18 protein-coding genes are annotated in these 18,880 nt (G+C 68.6%); 13 read left to right on the top strand and 5 right to left on the bottom strand.

From position 1 onward, the window contains the following. The first annotated feature begins 80 nt into the window (after positions 1-80). From dnaK to A5708_RS11895, 4 genes are read left to right on the top strand one after another with little or no spacing between them, the layout of a single operon-like run. A complete protein-coding gene (dnaK, locus tag A5708_RS11910) occupies positions 81-1,943 on the top strand; it encodes a molecular chaperone DnaK (RefSeq protein ID WP_065028825.1) in 1,863 nt (620 codons plus the stop codon). Then, positions 1,940-2,593 (top strand): nucleotide exchange factor GrpE, encoded by a 654-nt coding sequence (gene grpE, locus A5708_RS11905; RefSeq protein WP_065028824.1) that lies wholly within the window; start codon positions 1,940-1,942, stop codon positions 2,591-2,593. Before dnaK ends, grpE begins: the two co-directional genes overlap by 4 nt. A gap of 60 nt (positions 2,594-2,653) precedes the next feature. Beyond that, on the top strand, positions 2,654-3,832 hold the full coding sequence (gene dnaJ / locus A5708_RS11900; protein WP_065028823.1) for a molecular chaperone DnaJ: 1,179 nt from the start codon (positions 2,654-2,656) through the stop codon (positions 3,830-3,832). After that, positions 3,832-4,215, top strand: coding sequence for a heat shock protein transcriptional repressor HspR (locus tag A5708_RS11895; RefSeq protein WP_065028822.1), 384 nt, complete (start codon positions 3,832-3,834; stop codon positions 4,213-4,215). The genes dnaJ and A5708_RS11895 overlap by 1 nt, the downstream gene beginning before the upstream one ends. Before the next feature lie 149 nt (positions 4,216-4,364). Here the strand turns inward: A5708_RS11895 and A5708_RS11890 are convergent, their stop codons facing one another. Genes A5708_RS11890 through A5708_RS11880 form a run of 3 tightly spaced genes read right to left on the bottom strand, consistent with a single transcriptional unit; the run spans position 4,365 to position 6,924 of the window. Next, on the bottom strand, positions 4,365-5,267 hold the full coding sequence (locus tag A5708_RS11890; protein WP_065028821.1) for an aldose 1-epimerase: 903 nt from the start codon (positions 5,265-5,267) through the stop codon (positions 4,365-4,367). A 2-nt stretch (positions 5,268-5,269) separates the two neighbouring features. Next, positions 5,270-6,451: an FAD-binding oxidoreductase gene (locus A5708_RS11885; RefSeq protein WP_065028820.1), complete on the bottom strand. Its 1,182-nt coding sequence runs from the start codon at positions 6,449-6,451 to the stop codon at positions 5,270-5,272. Between the two features lie 32 nt (positions 6,452-6,483). Next, the gene (locus A5708_RS11880) at positions 6,484-6,924 is read right to left on the bottom strand and encodes a DUF3060 domain-containing protein (protein WP_065028819.1); all 441 of its coding nucleotides are present in this window, start codon (positions 6,922-6,924) and stop codon (positions 6,484-6,486) included. Between the two features lie 133 nt (positions 6,925-7,057). Between A5708_RS11880 and clpB the strand changes: the two genes are divergently transcribed. The 8 genes from clpB to A5708_RS27795 all read left to right on the top strand — a co-directional run bounded on the left by clpB (position 7,058) and on the right by A5708_RS27795 (position 16,120). Continuing rightward, on the top strand, positions 7,058-9,604 hold the full coding sequence (gene clpB, locus A5708_RS11875) for an ATP-dependent chaperone ClpB (RefSeq protein WP_065028818.1): 2,547 nt from the start codon (positions 7,058-7,060) through the stop codon (positions 9,602-9,604). Between the two features lie 114 nt (positions 9,605-9,718). Then, a complete protein-coding gene (ttfA, locus tag A5708_RS11870; protein WP_065028817.1) occupies positions 9,719-10,597 on the top strand; it encodes a trehalose monomycolate transport factor TtfA in 879 nt (292 codons plus the stop codon). 57 nt (positions 10,598-10,654) lie between these two features. After that, on the top strand, positions 10,655-11,431 hold the full coding sequence (locus A5708_RS11865) for an SDR family NAD(P)-dependent oxidoreductase (RefSeq protein ID WP_065028816.1): 777 nt from the start codon (positions 10,655-10,657) through the stop codon (positions 11,429-11,431). Beyond that, positions 11,418-11,957, top strand: a complete 540-nt coding sequence (pyrE, locus tag A5708_RS11860) for an orotate phosphoribosyltransferase (RefSeq protein WP_065028846.1) — start codon at positions 11,418-11,420, stop codon at positions 11,955-11,957. Before A5708_RS11865 ends, pyrE begins: the two co-directional genes overlap by 14 nt. A gap of 12 nt (positions 11,958-11,969) precedes the next feature. Next, entirely contained in the window at positions 11,970-12,872 is a 903-nt protein-coding gene (locus A5708_RS11855) for a hypothetical protein (protein WP_065028815.1), read from the top strand. Next, positions 12,869-13,519, top strand: a complete 651-nt coding sequence (locus A5708_RS11850; protein ID WP_065028814.1) for a TrmH family RNA methyltransferase — start codon at positions 12,869-12,871, stop codon at positions 13,517-13,519. The genes A5708_RS11855 and A5708_RS11850 overlap by 4 nt, the downstream gene beginning before the upstream one ends. 118 nt (positions 13,520-13,637) lie before the next feature. Beyond that, complete coding sequence (locus A5708_RS11845; RefSeq protein WP_065028813.1) at positions 13,638-14,771, top strand: glycoside hydrolase family 76 protein; 1,134 nt, start codon at positions 13,638-13,640, stop codon at positions 14,769-14,771. Beyond that, entirely contained in the window at positions 14,768-16,120 is a 1,353-nt protein-coding gene (locus A5708_RS27795) for a 3-oxoacid CoA-transferase (RefSeq protein WP_065028812.1), read from the top strand. The genes A5708_RS11845 and A5708_RS27795 overlap by 4 nt, the downstream gene beginning before the upstream one ends. 12 nt (positions 16,121-16,132) lie before the next feature. Here the strand turns inward: A5708_RS27795 and A5708_RS11835 are convergent, their stop codons facing one another. Beyond that, on the bottom strand, positions 16,133-16,825 hold the full coding sequence (locus A5708_RS11835; RefSeq protein WP_065028811.1) for a DedA family protein: 693 nt from the start codon (positions 16,823-16,825) through the stop codon (positions 16,133-16,135). Positions 16,826-16,954: 129 nt separating this feature from the next. Here A5708_RS11835 and fbaA point away from each other — a divergent pair, with 129 nt between their 5' ends. Next, on the top strand, positions 16,955-17,992 hold the full coding sequence (fbaA, locus tag A5708_RS11830) for a class II fructose-bisphosphate aldolase (RefSeq protein WP_065028810.1): 1,038 nt from the start codon (positions 16,955-16,957) through the stop codon (positions 17,990-17,992). On the opposite strand, the gene A5708_RS11825 is transcribed toward fbaA, so the two are convergent. Next, entirely contained in the window at positions 17,989-18,861 is an 873-nt protein-coding gene (locus A5708_RS11825; RefSeq protein WP_065028809.1) for a hypothetical protein, read from the bottom strand. The genes fbaA and A5708_RS11825 overlap by 4 nt on opposite strands. Positions 18,862-18,880: the final 19 nt, after the last annotated feature.

The following is an 18,880-nucleotide window of genomic DNA, read 5'->3' as shown; positions in this document are numbered from 1 at the left end:
CGGCCCTAGGGGCAGGCTTGAGCCTGGTTCACTCAGCATAGTGGCACCAAACAAGCTCTACACATTCAGGAGGAATCACTATGGCTCGTGCGGTCGGTATCGACCTCGGGACCACCAACTCCGTCGTCGCAGTCCTCGAGGGCGGTGACCCGGTCGTCGTCGCCAACTCCGAGGGTTCGCGGACCACGCCGTCCATCGTCGCGTTCGCGCGCAACGGCGAGGTGCTCGTCGGCCAGCCCGCCAAGAACCAGGCGGTCACCAACGTCGACCGCACCATCCGTTCGGTCAAGCGGCACATGGGCAGCGACTGGTCCATCGAGATCGACGACAAGAAATACACCGCTCAGGAGATCAGCGCCCGCGTGCTGATGAAGCTGAAGCGCGACGCCGAGGCGTATCTGGGTGAGGACGTCACCGACGCGGTCGTCACCGTGCCGGCGTACTTCAACGACGCCCAGCGCCAGGCGACCAAGGAAGCCGGGCAGATCGCCGGGCTGAACGTGCTGCGCATCGTCAACGAGCCGACCGCGGCCGCGCTGGCGTACGGCCTGGACAAGGGCGAGAAGGAACAGACCATCCTGGTCTTCGACCTCGGTGGCGGTACGTTCGACGTGTCGCTGCTCGAGATCGGCGAGGGTGTGGTCGAGGTCCGCGCCACCAGTGGCGACAACCACCTCGGTGGGGACGACTGGGATGACCGCGTTGTCGAGTGGCTGGTCGATAAGTTCAAGGGCACCAGCGGAATTGACCTGACCAAGGACAAGATGGCGATGCAGCGGCTGCGTGAGGCCGCCGAGAAGGCCAAGATCGAGCTCTCGAGTTCGCAGAGCACCTCGATCAACCTGCCCTACATCACCGTCGACGCGGACAAGAACCCGCTGTTCCTCGACGAGCAGCTGACCCGCGCCGAATTCCAGCGCATCACACAGGATCTGCTGGACCGCACCCGCAAGCCCTTCCAGTCCGTGATCAAGGACGCCGGTATCTCGGTCTCCGAAATCGACCACGTGGTTCTGGTGGGTGGTTCCACCCGCATGCCCGCGGTGTCGGAACTGGTCAAGGAGATGACCGGTGGCAAGGAGCCCAACAAGGGCGTCAACCCCGATGAAGTCGTAGCGGTCGGAGCGGCTCTTCAGGCTGGAGTGTTGAAGGGCGAGGTGAAAGACGTTCTGCTGCTTGACGTTACGCCGCTGAGCCTGGGTATCGAGACCAAGGGTGGCGTGATGACCAAGCTCATCGAGCGCAACACCACCATCCCCACCAAGCGGTCGGAGACCTTCACCACGGCCGACGACAACCAGCCGTCGGTACAGATCCAGGTGTTCCAGGGTGAGCGCGAAATCGCTTCGCACAACAAGCTGCTCGGCTCCTTCGAGCTGACCGGCATCCCGCCGGCTCCGCGCGGCGTCCCGCAGATCGAGGTCACGTTCGACATCGACGCCAACGGCATCGTGCACGTCACGGCCAAGGACAAGGGCACCGGCAAGGAGAACACGATCAAAATCCAGGAGGGCTCCGGCCTGTCCAAGGAGGAGATCGACCGGATGATCAAGGACGCCGAGGCGCACGCCGAGGAGGACCGTCAGCGTCGTGAAGAGGCCGACGTCCGCAACCAGGCCGAATCGCTGGTCTACCAGACGGAGAAGTTCGTCAAGGATCAGCGCGAGGCCGAGGGCGGCTCGAAGGTCCCCGAGGACACGCTGTCCAAGGTCGACGCCGCGATCGCCGAGGCCAAGACGGCCCTGGGCGGCACCGACATCACCGCCATCAAGGCGGCGATGGAGAAGCTGGGCCAGGAGTCCCAGGCGCTCGGACAGGCGATCTACGAGGCCACCCAGGCTGCCGGTGAGCAGGCCGGTGGCGGCGCGGCCGGCGGCCCGGCTGGGTCCGCTGACGACGTCGTGGACGCGGAGGTGGTCGACGATGACCGGGAGTCCAAGTGACGGAAAGCAACCCACAGGAACAGGTGACGGTCACCGACAAGCGGCGAATCGATCCTGAGACCGGTGAAGTACGGCAGGTCCCCCCTCCCGGCGATACGCCGGGAGGGGCGCCGGCCGGCGAGACGGCGGCCCAACCCGAGGGCAAAGTCGCCGAGCTCACCGCCGATCTGCAACGGGTGCAGGCCGACTTCGCCAACTACCGCAAGCGGGCGCTCCGCGACCAGCAGGCCGCGGCGGACCGGGCGAAGGCCGCCGTCGTCAACCAATTGCTGGGCGTGCTCGACGATCTCGACCGGGCACGCAAGCACGGTGATCTGGAATCCGGACCGCTGAAGTCGGTCGCCGACAAGCTGGAGACCGCGCTGACCGGCCTCGGCCTGACGGCGTTCGGCGAGGAAGGCGAGGACTTCGACCCGGTGCTGCACGAAGCCGTTCAGCACGAAGGCGATGGCTCCCGACCGGTGATCGGCACCGTCATGCGACAGGGCTACAAACTGGGTGAGCAGGTGCTGCGCCACGCTCTGGTCGGCGTCGTCGACACGGTCGACGACGACGGCGACGCGGCGACAGTCGACGGTGAGTCCGCCGCGGCGGCCGGGGAAACCGAGCCGGCCGAATCGGACGATAACGCCGGCACACCCGGTGACTAGCCCACACAATCAGCACATTGGAAGAGAGACCAGAAGGAAGTGGTGAGGGGGTGACGCGACATGGCCCAGCGTGAATGGGTCGAAAAGGACTTCTATAAGGAGCTGGGCGTCTCCTCTGACGCCAGTCCCGAAGAGATCAAACGCGCCTACCGCAAGTTGGCGCGCGATCTGCACCCGGACGCCAACCCCGACAACCCCGCCGCCGGCGAACGTTTCAAAGCGGTCTCCGAGGCGCACAACGTCTTGTCGGATCCGGCCAAGCGCAAGGAATACGACGAAACCCGAAGGCTGTTCGCCGGCGGTGGTTTTGGCGGGCGCCGGTTCGACAGCGGCGGGTTCGGGGGCTTCAACGTCGGCGGTGACGGCGCTGAGTTCAACCTCAACGATTTGTTCGATGCCGCCGGCCGAAGCGGCGGCACCAACATCGGTGACCTGTTCGGCGGCTTGTTCGGGCGCGGTTCAGGCGCCCGGCCCAGCCGGCCGCGCCGCGGCAACGACCTCGAGACCGAAACCCAGCTGGATTTCGTCGAGGCCGCCAAGGGCGTGGCGATGCCGCTGCGGCTGACCAGCCCGGCGCCGTGCACCAACTGCCATGGCAGTGGCGCGCGGCCGGGCACCAGCCCAAAGGTGTGTCCCACCTGCAACGGTTCCGGCGTGATCAACCGCAACCAGGGCGCGTTCGGCTTCTCCGAACCGTGCACCGATTGCCGGGGCAGCGGCTCGATCATCGAGCACCCCTGCGACGAGTGCAAGGGCACCGGCGTCACCACCCGCACCCGCACCATCAACGTGCGGATCCCACCGGGCGTCGAGGACGGACAGCGCATCCGGCTGCCCGGCCAGGGCGAGGCGGGGTTGCGCGGGGCGCCGTCGGGTGACCTGTACGTCACGGTGCATGTGCGCCCGGACAACGTGTTCGGACGCGACGGCGACGACCTCACGGTGACGGTTCCCGTCAGCTTCACCGAGTTGGCTTTGGGCTCAACCATTTCGGTGCCCACGCTGGACGGCAAGGTCGGCGTCCGGGTGCCCAAGGGCACCGCCGACGGCCGCATCCTGCGGGTGCGCGGGCGTGGCGTGCCCAAGCGCAGCGGCGGCAACGGTGACCTGCTGGTGACCGTAAAGGTCGCCGTGCCACCCAATTTGGAGGGCGCGGCCCAGGAGGCGCTGGAGGCGTACGCCGCCGCCGAGCGTTCCAGCGGCTTCGACCCGCGGGCGGGATGGGCGGGTAATCGCTGATGGCCAAGAACCGCAAAGAGGATGCCCGGACCTTCCTGATCTCGGTGGCCGCCGAGCTGGCCGGCATGCACGCCCAGACGCTGCGCACCTACGACCGCCTCGGCCTGGTCAGCCCCCGCCGGACTTCCGGTGGGGGACGGCGTTATTCGGAGCACGACGTCGACCTGCTGCGGGAGGTGCAACGGCTCTCGCAGGACGAGGGTGTCAACCTCGCCGGCATCAAGCGCATCATCGAGTTGACCAATCAGGTCGAGGCGCTGCAGGCCCGGGTCAAGGAGTTGACCGAGGAGCTGGCGCAGACCCGGGCCAGCCAGCGCCGCGATGTGGCGGTGGTGCCCAAGAGCACCGCGCTGGTGGTGTGGCAGCCCCGCCGGGGACGCTGATTCTCGCTCGGATTCACTTTCGCCCCAAGGGTTCCGGTCTCCGAAGACATACAAAGTTCGCCGAAAAAGCTAGCGCATGTGCTAGCGCTTTTCGCATTCACCTGGTGACCACCAGGCAGCGACTGCAGGGATACAAGTGGTCAGTGTGATCACACCCGGATCGAAAACTGCGTGACGGCCGGCTCGCCCGGCCGCGCGCAGCGGTAGCCGCCCCGGCGCAGCGCATCGGTCGGTGCGGTCATGGGCTCGAAGCACACGATGGCCTTCGCGGGGTCGTCGACCGGCGGCGCGAAGATCTGCGCCGCCGGATAGCCGTGTTCGAAGTGCACCTCGATGCGGCGCCCGCCGCCGGACACCGCGAACACCGACCCCTCGGCCACCTGGTCGTAGGCGTCGTCGAAAGCCTGGTCGCGCAACGCCTTTTCGCGCGCCGGCTGCGGCTCGGAATCGCCCGTCGGCAGCCCCTTGTCGTCGAGGCTCAGATGCCGCAACGGCGGCGTCTCGATGATCCAGTCGGCCCGTGGCGCATCGGGCAGCTGCAGATAGGGATGGAACCCGAAGCACAGCGGCACCGCCCGGTCGCCGATCGCGGTGACCGTGGTCCGGACCGTCAGCCTCCGGTCGGCCAGCTCGGCCGTCACCGTCAGCACATGCGCATACGGGAAGCCGGCCAGCAATCGGGGATCGGCTCCGAAATCCAGTTCGGCGGTCAGCTCGTTGGCCTTCTCGGCCGTCACCCGCCACCCGGGGTAGGCGGCCAGGACGCCGTGGATGGGCAGCCCGTTGGGGTCGGCGCGCACACCGTTTTCTCCCGGCATCAGGGTCACGGTGACGTCCTGCGCGGTATAGGTGTTCTCGCCCAATCGATTCGCCCACGGATACAGAATCGGGATGCCCATCGTCTTGCCGTCCGAGATGTACGCGTCCAGGCCGCGGCGCTGGCCCAGCAGCTCGACACCGGCGTCGCGCAGCGACGTGCCGATCATTCCCGCCTCGGGGACGAACTGCGCGATCACCGGCGACGAGGGATCGTGCAGGGTGACGACGTGCATGGCTACCTCCATAGCGGGTCATGCTGAATGTGTTCGGGCGGAGCCCCTTTGGCGATCAGGGCGGCCTTGGTGGCGCTGACCATCGCCGGACCGCCGCAGACCAGGATCTGCCGATCGCCCCAGCCGCCGTACTTGGTCACCACGTCGGGCAGGCGCCCGATCTGGTGCACGTGCAGGCCCCGCGGCGGGGTGACGTCGGGATAGTCTGCGGCCCAAGAGGGGTCGCTGTTGTATTCCGAGACGGGCGAGACGGACAGCCATGGATTGTGGGAGGCGACCTGCCACAGGGTCGGCAGATCGTAGAGTTCGCACCGGTAGCGGGCGCCGAAGAAGAGATGTATCCGCGGGTTCACCGCGAACCGCGCCAGGTCCATGATCAGCGCCCGCAGCGGCGCGAGGCCGGTGCTGCCGGCGACCATCAGCACGTCGCCGCCCTCGCGGTCGACCCGCAGGCCGCCGTGCGGGCTGGACAGCCGCCACCGGTCGCCGGTGCGGGTTTCGTTGACGATCGCGGGGCTGACCAGGCCGCCGGGAACCAGGCGGACGTGGAACTCGATGCCGCCGCCGGGGTCGGGCGGAATCGCGGGGCTCAAATAGCGCCAGCGGTGCGGGCATTGGGGTACGTGGACGTTGACGTACTGGCCGGGGTGGTAGTCCATCGGCTGATCGAGCTGCAGCCGGACCACCACCAGATCCCGCGACACCCGGAGGTGCTCGATGACGGTGCCGTCCCACCAGGCGGGCCCTTCTTCGGCGTCCGCGGCGCCGCTCATCACCCCGGTGATCAGGTTCAGCGACTGCCTGGCCGCCTCGTCGACGGCATCGGTCCAGGCCGCGCCCAAGTGAGTACGCAGCGTCGCCAGCAGCGCGCGCCGCAGGGTGTCGTAATGCGGCGGCAGCACACCGTATTTGCGGTGATCGCGGCCGAGCTGGGCGAGGAACGCCACCGGCTCCTGGGCGCGGCGCGCGACCAGCTCGCCGTACACCCAGTGCAGCGCGTGGCCGAAAGCGAGCCGCTGGGCGGCCATTTCGGGCGGGAACAGGTCGCGCACCGAGCCGTCGAGGGCGAACCAATGGGTGTAGAAGCGGTGGACGAGCTCACCGGGATCGCCGACCGACGCCGGTTCGCTTGGTGCGAAGGCATCGCGCAGCACGCGTAGTGCGTCGACGTCCTCCAGGCTCACGGGCCCCGATTCTAGGCTCGGCCGGCGGTGATTCAGCCCTGTCGGACGATGTTGGCGGTCCCGACGTTGTCGACCTTGGGCGAACCCCAGTGATAGAGAACGACGTTGCCGGTCCCCGACGCGCTGACGGCATCGGTGCTGTCGACCGCGACATGGTTGCCGCTGCCGGACACGCTGACGCTGGTGCAGTGCCCGGTGAGGGTGATGGTGTTCTTCTGCCCGCTCACCGACAGGTAGCCGGCGTGACAGGGGATCGTCTTCGTCATGCCGGAGCCGCTGACCTGCAGTGTGCCGGCCTCCGGGACCGTCGTCGCGGGAGTGCCACCGGCCAGATCGGTGTGCAACCCGACCGCGACGAGCCCGGCGAGCGCCAGCCCGGCGGCCAGGGCGAGCAAGAAGGTCAGGGGAACGCGGCGCGGGGTTCTGACGAGCTCGGCGCCGGCCCGGTGGGGATGCTGCGTCGTCTGTGTCATCGGTACGGGGGTACCCCGTCGGTGGTATCCCCCAAAACTCGATAGAGTTGAGCGGAACAGACTCAACCTTGACGGCGTTGAACAAGCGGACAAGCATTTTTGCAAACCTTTTTGTACCTGAACGGAGCTCGTCGTGGACTCTTTCAACCCGACCACCAAGACCCAAGCGGCGCTGACCTCGGCGCTGCAGGCGGCCTCGGCCGCCGGTAACCCCGAGATCCGGCCCGCGCACCTACTGATGGCGCTGCTGACGCAGGCGGACGGCATCGCCGCGCCGCTGCTCGAGGCCGTGGGCGTCGACCCGGCCGCCATTCGCGCCGAGACCGAGCGGGTGCTGGAGCGGCTGCCGCAGGCCAGCGGCGCCAGCTCGCAACCGCAGCTGTCCCGCGAATCGCTGGCCGCCGTCACCACCGCGCAGCAGTTGGCCACGGAGATGAACGACGAGTACGTCTCCACCGAGCATCTGATGGTGGGGCTGGCCACCGGCGACTCCGACGTCGCCAAGCTGCTGACCGGCCACGGCGCCTCGCCCCAGGCGTTGCGCGACGGGTTCGTCAAGGTGCGCGGCAGCGGGCGGGTCACCAGCCCGGAGCCGGAGGCGACCTATCAGGCGCTGGAGAAGTACTCGACCGACCTGACCGAGCGGGCCCGCGAAGGCAAACTCGACCCGGTCATCGGGCGGGACAACGAGATTCGCCGCGTCGTGCAGGTCCTGTCCCGGCGCACCAAGAACAACCCGGTGCTGATCGGCGAGCCCGGCGTCGGCAAGACCGCGATCGTGGAGGGCCTGGCCCAGCGCATCGTGGCGGGCGACGTGCCCGAGAGCCTGCGCGACAAGACGGTCATCAGCCTGGACCTGGGCTCGATGGTGGCCGGCGCGAAGTACCGCGGCGAGTTCGAGGAGCGCCTCAAGGCCGTGCTCGACGACATCAAGAACTCCGCCGGACAGATCATCACCTTCATCGACGAGTTGCACACCATCGTCGGGGCCGGCGCGACCGGTGAGGGCGCGATGGACGCCGGCAACATGATCAAGCCGATGCTGGCCCGCGGCGAGCTGCGGCTGGTCGGCGCCACCACGCTCGACGAGTACCGCAAGTACATCGAGAAGGACGCCGCGCTGGAGCGCCGCTTCCAGCAGGTGCTGGTGGGTGAGCCGTCGGTGGAGGACACCGTCGGCATCCTGCGCGGGCTGAAGGACCGCTACGAGGTGCACCACGGGGTGCGCATCACAGACTCGGCCCTGGTGGCCGCGGCGACGCTGTCCGACCGCTACATCACCGCACGCTTCCTGCCGGACAAGGCCATCGACCTGGTCGACGAGGCCGCCAGCCGGCTGAAGATGGAGATCGACTCGCGGCCCGTCGAGATCGACGAGGTCGAGCGGCTGGTGCGCCGCCTCGAGATCGAAGAGATGGCGCTGGCCAAGGAAGAGGACGACGCGTCCAAGGAGCGCCTCGAAAAGCTGCGCTCCGAGCTGGCCGACCAGAAGGAGAAGCTGTCCGAGCTCACCACCCGCTGGCAGAACGAGAAGAACGCCATCGACGTCGTGCGCGAGCTCAAGGAGCAACTGGACACGCTGCGCGGGGAGTCCGAGCGCGCCGAGCGCGACGGCGACCTGGCCAAGGCCGCCGAGCTGCGCTACGGGCGCATCCCCGAGGTGGAGAAGAAACTCGACGCCGCGCTGCCGCAGGCCGAGGCCCGCGAGAACGTGATGCTCAAGGAGGAGGTCGGTCCCGACGACATCGCCGAGGTGGTCTCGGCGTGGACCGGAATCCCGGCCGGGCGGATGCTCGAGGGCGAGACCGCCAAGCTGCTGCGCATGGAAGACGAGCTGGGTCAGCGCGTCATCGGCCAGCGCAAGGCGGTGACGGCGGTCTCGGACGCCGTGCGGCGTTCCCGCGCCGGCGTCGCCGACCCCAACCGACCCACCGGATCGTTCATGTTCCTCGGGCCGACCGGCGTCGGGAAGACCGAGCTGGCCAAGGCGCTGGCGGAATTCCTGTTCGACGACGAACGCGCGATGGTCCGCATCGACATGAGCGAATACGGCGAGAAGCACTCGGTGGCCCGGCTGGTCGGCGCCCCGCCCGGATACATCGGCTACGACCAGGGCGGTCAGCTGACCGAGGCGGTGCGGCGGCGGCCGTACACGGTGATCCTGTTCGACGAGATCGAAAAGGCGCACCCGGACGTGTTCGACGTGCTGCTGCAGGTGCTCGACGAGGGCCGGCTGACCGACGGGCAGGGCCGCACCGTCGACTTCCGCAACACGATCCTGATCCTGACGTCCAACCTGGGATCGGGGGGCAGCGAGGAGCAGGTGATGGCCGCGGTGCGCTCGGCGTTCAAGCCGGAGTTCATCAACCGGCTCGACGACGTGATCATCTTCCACGGCCTGGAGCCCGGTGAGCTGGTGCAGATCGTGGACATCCAGCTGGCTCAGCTGCAGAAGCGGCTGGCCCAGCGCCGCCTCACGCTGGAGGTGTCGCTGCCGGCCAAGCAGTGGCTGGCGCAGCGCGGGTTCGACCCGGTCTACGGCGCGCGGCCGTTGCGCCGCCTGGTGCAGCAGGCCATCGGCGACCAGCTGGCGAAGATGTTGCTGGCCGGCGACGTGCACGACGGCGACACGGTTCCGGTGAACGTCAGCCCGGACGGCGACTCGCTGATCCTGGGCTGACCGCTGGAGGGGGACCATCGGCGGTCCGGCGACACGCAGCTGTTGCCAGCTGTGATTGGGTTGTGACCTGGTCGCCTTCTGTGTTCCGGGCCAATAGCAGATACCCTGTTTTGGATGGTCCCCCTCTGGTTCACGCTCTCCGCGCTGTGCTTTGTCGGCGCGGGGGTGCTGCTGTACGTCGACATCGATCGGCGACGCGGGCGCAGCAGGCGCCGTAAGTCGTGGGCGCGATCGCACGGGTTCGACTACGAGAGTGAATCGGCCGACATCCTCAAGCGCTGGAAGCGCGGGGTGATGTCGACCGTGGGAGACGTCGCCGCCCAGAACGTGGTGCTGGGTCAGATCCGCGGCGAGGCCGTCTACATCTTCGACCTGGAAGAGGTCGCCACCGTCATCGCGCTGCACCGCAAGGTGGGCACCAACGTCGTCGTCGACCTGCGGCTCAAGGGACTGAAAGAGCCACGGGAGAGCGACATTTGGTTGTTGGGTGCCATCGGGCCGCGGATGGTCTACTCCACCAATCTGGACGCCGCCCGGCGGGCCTGCGACCGCCGCATGGTCACCTTCGCGCACACCGCACCGGACAGCGCCGAGATCATGTGGAACGAGCAGAACTGGACGCTGGTCGCCCTGCCGATCACCAGCACCCGCAACGAGTGGGACGAGGGGCTGCGCACCGTGCGCCAGTTCAACGACCTGTTGCGGGTGCTGCCGCCGCTGCCCGAAGAGACCCCACAGGAGACCGGCGCGCCCTCGGGTCTGCGCAACGCCTCACCCAGCCGGCCGCTGGCCCCGGCGGGCCGCGCCGAGCTGCCGCCCCGGCGCGCGCAGCAGGACGTGGCGGGGCTGCTCGGCCCGGATCTTGCGCCCGGTCGTCGCGCCGCCGAGCCGCTGCGCCGCGACCAGCCTCGACCCGATGGGCGTTCGGAGACCATCCGCCGCCCACCCCCCTCCGGGCGCAACGGCCACCAGGCCAGCAACTATCAGCGCTGACGGCGGGCCCCGGGTACCTCAGGGCCCGGTGGTGCCGCCGTCATTAGGATGTCGCTCATGCCCCGCCCCGTAGCCCTGATCACCGGGCCTACGTCCGGAATCGGCGCCGGGTTCGCGCGACGCTACGCCGGCGACGGCTACGACGTGGTCTTGGTCGCCCGCGACGTCGGCCGGTTGACCAGGCTGTCGGACGAACTGCAGGAGCACTCCGGCAGTGTCGAGATCCTGCCCGCCGACCTCGCCGATGCCGCTGGCCGGCAACGGGTCTGCGACCGGCTCGCGGCCGGGGGAGTGCGCGTCCTGGTGAACAACGCCGGCTTCGGCACCTCCGGCGACTTCTGGTCCGCCGATCCCGCGCTGCTGCAGTCCCAGCTCGACGTCAACGTCACCGCGGTCATGCACCTGACCCGCGCCGCGCTGCCGGCCATGCTGGAGGCCGGCGCCGGCACCGTCATCAACATCGCCAGCGTCGCCGGGCTGGTGCCCGGGCGCGGGTCGACGTACTCGGCGTCGAAGGCGTGGGTGATCTCGTTCAGCGAGGGCCTGTCCGTCGGCCTGCAGGGCACCGGCGTTTCGGTGCACGCCGTGTGCCCGGGCTACGTGCACACCGAATTTCACGACCGTGCCGGGATAGACATGGCCAAGTCGCCGTCGTTCATGTGGCTCGAGGTCGACGATGTGGTCAACCAGAGCCTGGCCGATATCGCCCGCGGCAAGGTGATCAGCATTCCCGGCCTGCAGTACAAGGCGATCATCGCCGCCGAGCGCCTGATGCCGCGCACCCTGATGCGCGCGGTCACCAAACGAATCGGGAGTGGGCGTGGCCGGACCTGACCTCAAGGAGTTGGCGGAGCTGGTGTCGCGCCTGTCGGTGGTGCACGGGCGGGTCACGCTGTCCTCCGGCAAGGAGGCCGACTACTACGTCGACCTGCGCCGGGCCACGCTGCACCATCGCGCCTCGGCGTTGATCGGCACGCTGATGCGCGAACTGACCAGCGACTGGGACTACGACGTGGTCGGCGGCCTGACCCTGGGCGCCGACCCGGTGGCCACCGCCGTCATGCACGCATCGGGCCGCCCGATCGACGCCTTCGTCGTGCGCAAGTCAGCGAAAACCCATGGGCTGCAACGCCTTATCGAAGGCTCCGAGGTTTCCGGCAAGCGGGTGCTTGTCGTCGAGGACACCAGCACCACCGGCAACTCGGCGCTCACCGCGGTGCGCGCCGTCCGGGAGGCCGGCGGCGAAGTGGTGGGGGTGGCCACCGTGGTGGACCGCGCCACCGGAGCCGCCGAGGCCATCGAGGCCGAGGGGTTGCCGTACCGAAGCGTGCTGGGCCTCGCCGATCTGGGGCTGAGCTAGGCCGGCTTCACCGTGCGCACATTCCTTGCGATAGCGGCCTGCCTGGCGCTGTGTCTGGCCGGCTGCTCGTCCTCCGGCCAGCCCGTGCGCCCCTACGGCGCCCAGGGCGCGCGGCTCGGGGAATCGCTGGCCCTGCTCGGCTGGAACATGTCGGTGTCGAATCTGCGCTGGGACGGCGACTACGTGCTGGTCGATGTCGACGCGAGCCCCACCTCGGCCAAGGATCCGCACGCCAAGCCCGAGGACGTCCGGTTCGGGCTGTACGGCGCCCTGGCCCATCCCATGGAGGTCGCCGGCCTGGGCAGCTGCGACACCGCGAAGACCGGCGTGCGTGACATTCCCTCGCCGCTCTCGGCGCCGCACGACCGGCTCACCGGCACGGTTTGCCTTGGGCCGCTGAAGGATCGAAGCCAGGTGCGCGGTGTCTACGGCTATTCGCCGCGCGACCGGATCCCGGACAGCTCGTCGGCCTATCCGGTCGCGTTTCCGGTCGGGCTGCTGCCGACGAACGCCAACGACAGCGGCGGCCTGGCGGTCAAGACGGCCAGCCTGTCGGCATGGCGGGCCGACGGCACCCCGGTCACCAAGATGCAGCTGGGCGACCCGGGGGCGTTCACCGGCAACGGTTACATGCTGCTGGGGCTGGAGGCGACGGCCATCGCGGCGCGCTATCGCGACGAGTCCGCCAAGCGCGGCGGCCCGATGATGCTCCTGGCATCGCCGACCCTGCCCGCACCGGGACTGAATCCGGCCTGCGCGACGTACGGCTCCTCGGTGCTGATCCTGCCCGACGCCTCATTGGACGCGGTGCACGTCAACGCGTCGCTGTGCACGCAGGGCGAGATCAACGACGCGCTGCTCTACGCCACCCTGGCCATCGACGGCACGCACGCCGGTGTGTGGACGCAGCGATGAGCGAACCACCCGGGCCCACCGAATGGGCGGTGACCCCGCCCGCCGGCGTCGGGCCGTGGCCGGGCGAGCCGCCCGACGACCCGCGGTATGACCCGGTCCTGTTGCGCGAGGGCGACACTCGCAACGTCGTCGACGCCTACCGGTACTGGTCCCGGGAAGCGATCATCGCCGACATCGACCGGCGCCGGCACCCGCTGCACGTGGCGATCGAGAACTTCGGCCATGACGCCAACATCGGTTCGGTGGTGCGCACCGCCAACGCCTTCGCGGTGCACACCGTGCACATCGTGGGGCGGCGACGGTGGAATCGCCGCGGCGCCATGGTGACCGATCGCTATCAGCGGCTGTGCCACCACGACAGCGCCGCCGAGCTGCTGGCCTTCGCGGCCGACGCCGGGCTGAGCGTGGTCGCGGTGGACAACGTGCCGGGCGCGGCGCGGCTGGAGGAGGCCGCGCTGCCGCGCGAGTGCCTGCTGGTGTTCGGGCAGGAGGGGCCGGGGATCACCGACGACACCCGCACGGGCGCGGAGCTGACGGTGTCGATCGCGCAGTTCGGCTCGACGCGCAGCATCAACGCCGGTGTCGCCGCCGGGATCGCCATGCACACCTGGGTCGAGCAGCACGCCGACCTGACCCGCGCCTGGTGATTGAGTGTGAGCCCACGGCTTTGACCGTGCACCGACGGCGGTCTCGCACGGTGTGTCGCCACCCTGAGTGCACACTCGCAGGCATCGAGGCCATCCGTGTGGGGCAGGATCGACAGGTATGGATCAGCTCTGGGCCAACCGCGCGGCCAGCAGCGAAGCCGCTGTCACCCGACGACACCTGAAACGCCTGTGGGGGCTGCCCGCCACCCAGCTGGGGGTGGTGGCCTGGCCGGCGACGCGGCGCGACCGCTGGTTCGGCACCTGGCACTACTGGTGGCAGGCGCATCTGCTGGATTGCCTGGTCGACGCCCAGGCGCGCGATCCGCAGCCCCACCGGCACACCGAGATCAACCGGCAGGTGCGCTCGCACCGGCTGCGCAACAACTTCTCGTGGACCAACAGCTACTACGACGACATGGCCTGGCTGGCGCTGGCGCTCGAGCGCGCCGCCCGGATCGCCGGTGTCGAGCGCAGCCGCGCACTGCCCAAGCTTGCCGCCCAATTCCTCAAGGCCTGGGTGCCCGAGGACGGCGGTGGCATCCCGTGGCGCAAGCAGGACCAGTTCTTCAACGCCCCGGCCAACGGCCCCGCGGGAATCTTCCTCGCGCGCTACGGGGGAAATCTGAAACGTGCTGAGCAGATGGGCAATTGGATTGACCAGACGCTGATCGACCCGGAGACGCACCTGGTGTTCGACGGCATCAAGGCCGGCTCGCTGGTGCGCGCGCAGTACACCTACTGCCAGGGCGTGGTGCTGGGGCTGGAGACCGAGCTGGCCGCCCGCACCGCCGTCGAGATCAGACAGCGCCACGCCGCCCGGGTGCACCGGCTGGTCGCGGCCGTGCACGAACACATGGCGCCGGCGGGGGTGCTGGCCGGCGCCGGCGGCGGCGACGGCGGCCTGTTCGCCGGGGTGACCGCCCGATACCTGGCGCTGGTGGCCACCGAGCTGCCGGGGGAGGCGGCCGACGACGTGCTGGCCCGCGACACCGCCCGGCAGATCGTGCTGGCCAGCGCGAAGTCGGCCTGGGACAACCGGCAGACGGTGGACGGACTGCCGGTGTTCGGCCCGTTCTGGGACCGCGACGCCCAGCTGCCCACGGCAGGCGGCAGAGAGGCGGAGTTCGTCGAGGGCGCGGTGATGGCGTCCGAGGTGGCCGAGCGGGACCTGTCGGTGCAGCTGTCGGGGTGGATGCTCATGGAGGCCGCCTGTAACGTCTCCGCCGAGTCGAAGAACAGGAGCACCCTGTGAGAAATAAGGTCCATCACGACGCGGAGTCGGCGCTGCACGGCCTGCTGAAGGACGGCATCACCATCGCCGCGGGCGGTTTCGGCCTGTGCGGCATCCCCGAGAAGCTGATCCAGGCTCTGGTCGACAGCGGCATCAAGGACCTCACCATCGTCGGAAACAACGCCGGCGTAGACGATTTCGGCATGGGGCTGCTGCTCAAGGGCCGGCAGGTGAACAAGGTGATCGCCTCCTACGTCGGCGAGAACAAGGAATTCGAGCGCCAGGTGCTGGCCGGCGAGCTGGACCTGGTGCTGACGCCGCAGGGCACCCTCGCGGAGAAGCTGCGCGCCGGCGGTGCCGGCATCCCGGGCTTCTACACCCGCACGGCGTTCGGCACCAACCTCGCCGAGGGCAAGGACACCAGGGTCTTCGACGGCACCGAATACGTTCTGGAAGAAAGCATTCGGGCCGATGTGGCGATCGTCAAGGCGTGGAAGGGCGACACCGCCGGCAATCTCATCTATCGCAAGACGGCGCGCAACTTCAACCCGATGATCGCGACCTGCGGCGCAATCACCGTCGCCGAGGTGGAGGAGCTGGTCGAGGTCGGCGAGCTGGACCCCGACCTGATCCACACCCCGGGAATCTACGTGGACCGCATCATCGAGGGCACCGGCTACGAGAAGCGCATCGAGTTCCGCACCACGAGCGGCGGCGCCGCCCTGAAGAACGACAGCCCCGTGCGCGAGCGGATGGCCCAGCGCGCCGCCCGGGAATTGCGCGACGGCTTCTACGTGAACCTGGGCATCGGCATTCCGACGTTGGTGGCCAACTTCATTCCCGACGGCATCAAGGTCACGCTGCAGTCGGAGAACGGCCTGCTCGGCATCGGGGCCTACCCGAGCGAGGACACGGTCGACCCCGATCTGATCAACGCGGGCAAGCAGACCATCACCAGCCTGCCCGGGTCCAGCTTCTTCAGCAGCGCCGATTCCTTCGCGATGATCCGCGGCGGCCACATCGACCTGTCCATCCTGGGTGCCCTGGAGGTCGCGGAGAACGGCGACCTGGCCAACTGGATGGTGCCGGGCAAGATGGTCAAAGGGCCAGGCGGCGCAATGGATTTGGTGTCCGGCGTCAAGCGGGTGATCGTGCTGATGGATCACACCGCGAAAGACGGCAGCCCCAAGGTTCTCAGCCAGTGCTCGCTGCCGCTGACCGGCAAGAACGTCGTCGACATGATCATCACCAACCTGTGCGTCTTCGACGTCGAGCCGGGCCAGGGACTGGTGCTCACCGAGCTGCAGCCCGGCGTCACGGTCGAGGAAGTTCGCGCCAAGACGGGCTGCGACTTCAAAGTCGCGGTCTGAGCGCGCGGCCGGCTACTCGGCCGCCGGCAGCCGCTCGGATTCCCGGTCGTCTGTGCTCGGCGCGTGCTTGCGCCCCCGGTGGCTGCGCCAGGCGGCGATGAACGCGGGCATCAGCGACACGATCAGAATGGCCAGCAGGATCTTCTGCAGGTTGTGGTGCACGAACGGCACGTTGCCCATGAAGTAGCCCGCCAGCGTCACACCGCCGCCCCAGAGGATGCCGCCGACGATGTCGAAGCCCAGGAACACCGGGTAGCGCATGTAGGACACCCCGGCGACGGGCGGGACGAACGTCCGCACGAACGGCGCGAATCGGGCCAGGATGATCGCCCAGGGCCCGTACTTCTCGAAGAAGGCGTGTGACTCGGTCACGTAGTGCTTCTTGAAGAACCGGGAGTCTTCCTTCTTGAACAGCGCCGGGCCGATCCGCCGGCCGATCCAATACCCGGTCTGATCGCCCAGTATCGCCACGGTCGCGACGGCGGGGGCCAGCACCCAGATGCTGGCCGGTGGGTTCGGGTGCGCGGCCAGCAGGCCTCCGGTGAACAGCAGCGACTCGCCGGGCAGCAGCGGAAACAGCAGCCCGGTTTCGATGAAGACGATGACCAGGATCCCGGGCAGCACCGCGGACCCGAAGACGCCGTCGGCGCCCAACCAATACATCGGGTCGAAGATGTGGGGCAGGGCCGTCACGGCGGTGCTCATGATTCCTCAACATACCGGCGAAACGTCCCTGGCCCGCACAAAGGCCGGACTAACCCGCACGCCGGTCTGCCGGGTAGCCGCCGACCAGGCATCCGTGGTTGGGTAGGAGCAGCCGTCAGGAGGTGTCTGATGCCCATCGCCACGCCCGAGGTCTACGCCGAGATGCTGCGACGCGCCAAGGACGACTCGTATGCCTTCCCTGCGATCAACTGCACCTCGTCGGAGACCGTGAACGCGGCCATCAAAGGCTTCGCCGATGCGGGCAGCGACGGGATCATCCAGTTCTCCACCGGTGGTGCAGAATTCGCGTCCGGGCTGGGCGTCAAGGACATGGTCACCGGTGCGGTGGCACTGGCCGAGTTCACACGTTGCATTGCGGACAGATACCCGATCAACGTTGCGCTACACACCGACCACTGCCCCAAGGACAAGCTGGACGCCTATGTCCGCCCGCTGCTGGCGATTTCGGCCGAGCGGGTGGCGGCGGGTGAAGATCCGCTGTTCGGGTCGCACATGTGGGACGGCTCGGCCGTGCCCATCGACGAGAACCTGACGATCGCCCAGGAGCTCCTCAAGGAGGCGGCGGCCGCCAAGATCATCCTCGAGATCGAGATCGGCGTGGTCGGCGGCGAAGAGGACGGCGTCGCCCACGAGATCAACGACAAGCTGTACACCACGCCGGACGACTTCGAGAAGACCATCGACGCGCTGGGCCACGGCGAGCACGGCACGTACCTGCTCGCCGCCACCTTCGGCAACGTGCACGGCGTCTACAAGCCCGGCAACGTCAAGCTGCGGCCCGACATCCTGGCTCAGGGCCAACAGGTGGCGGCGGCCAAGCTGGGCCTGCCCGAGGGCGCCAAGCCGTTCGACTTCGTCTTTCACGGCGGTTCCGGTTCGCTGACGTCGGAGATCGAGGAGTCGCTGCGCTACGGCGTGGTGAAGATGAACGTGGACACCGACAGCCAGTACGCGTTCACCCGCCCGATCGCCGGGCACATGTTCGCCAACTACGACGGCGTGCTCAAGGTCGACGGCGAGGTCGGCGTCAAGAAGGTCTACGACCCGCGCAGCTACCTCAAGAAGGCCGAGGCGTCGATGTCCGAGCGGGTGGTCCAGGCCTGCACCGACCTGCACTGTGCCGGAAGGTCACTCGGCGCGGGCTAGCCGCTGTCGGACTGGCAGACCTTCCACTGGTCGTCGCGGTACTGCAGATCCATGCTGCGGGTGGACCGCAACTGCGGGTCGTAGGCCATGAACGTGGTGACGTTCGCCTCGGCGTGCTGGCCGTTGACCACTACCTGATCGATGCTGGCGATCACCGGATACTGCTTGGCCGCCGACACCCGCCGGTAGGTCTCGTCCCAGGCGTGCTCGTCGTAGTCGGCGTAGCCGTCGCGGGTGGTGCCGCAGGTGATGGTGCGCAGCGTGGTCAGATCACCGCGCTGGATCGCGACGTCGAAGTTCTGGATGGTGTGCCGAACCCGGTCTTCCTGCGACACGTTGGTGTGTTTGCCCCGGGTCAGCAGCACCGTGCCCAGGATCGCGATCGCCGCCAGCGCCAGCACGATCACGACGATCGCCAGGACCCAGCCCCAGTTGATCTGGCGGGAAGTGCGCAGCTTCCCGCCGAGCCGGGGCGGGATCGATTGCGGGACAGCGGGTTTCGGTGGGATCCCGAACTGCGCCGTGCCGTCCTGTCCGGGCGGCGACGCGAAGACCTCGGTGGCGGGCTCCGCCGTCGTGGAGATGATCGCGGTTTCCTTGGCGTCGAAGCCCGGCGCGGTGAAGCGGCGTTCGCGCTGCGGGCCGTCCGGTACTTCCTGCGGGCCGCTGTGCGGGTCGGGTCTGTTGATCACCACGGTCTCGGTCTCGGAGTCGCTCGGGACCATGGGGACGCTCTCGGTGGCGTCGTCTCCGGTTTCGAAGCCGGACTCGGCCCCCCACTCGTCGGCGGGTTCGTTGCGAGACTCGCGTGGGTCGAACCCGGGCCGTTGCGGCGTGCCGCCGCGGTCGGGTTCGGATGGGTTGGGCATGAGTACTACTGTCCTCCCG

This window comes from Mycobacterium colombiense, assembly GCF_001672755.1.
In the GTDB taxonomy this organism is placed as follows: domain Bacteria; phylum Actinomycetota; class Actinomycetes; order Mycobacteriales; family Mycobacteriaceae; genus Mycobacterium; species Mycobacterium colombiense_C.
Note: the sequence above shows the minus strand (reverse complement) of the source record. Positions and strands in the feature narration are given on the sequence as shown.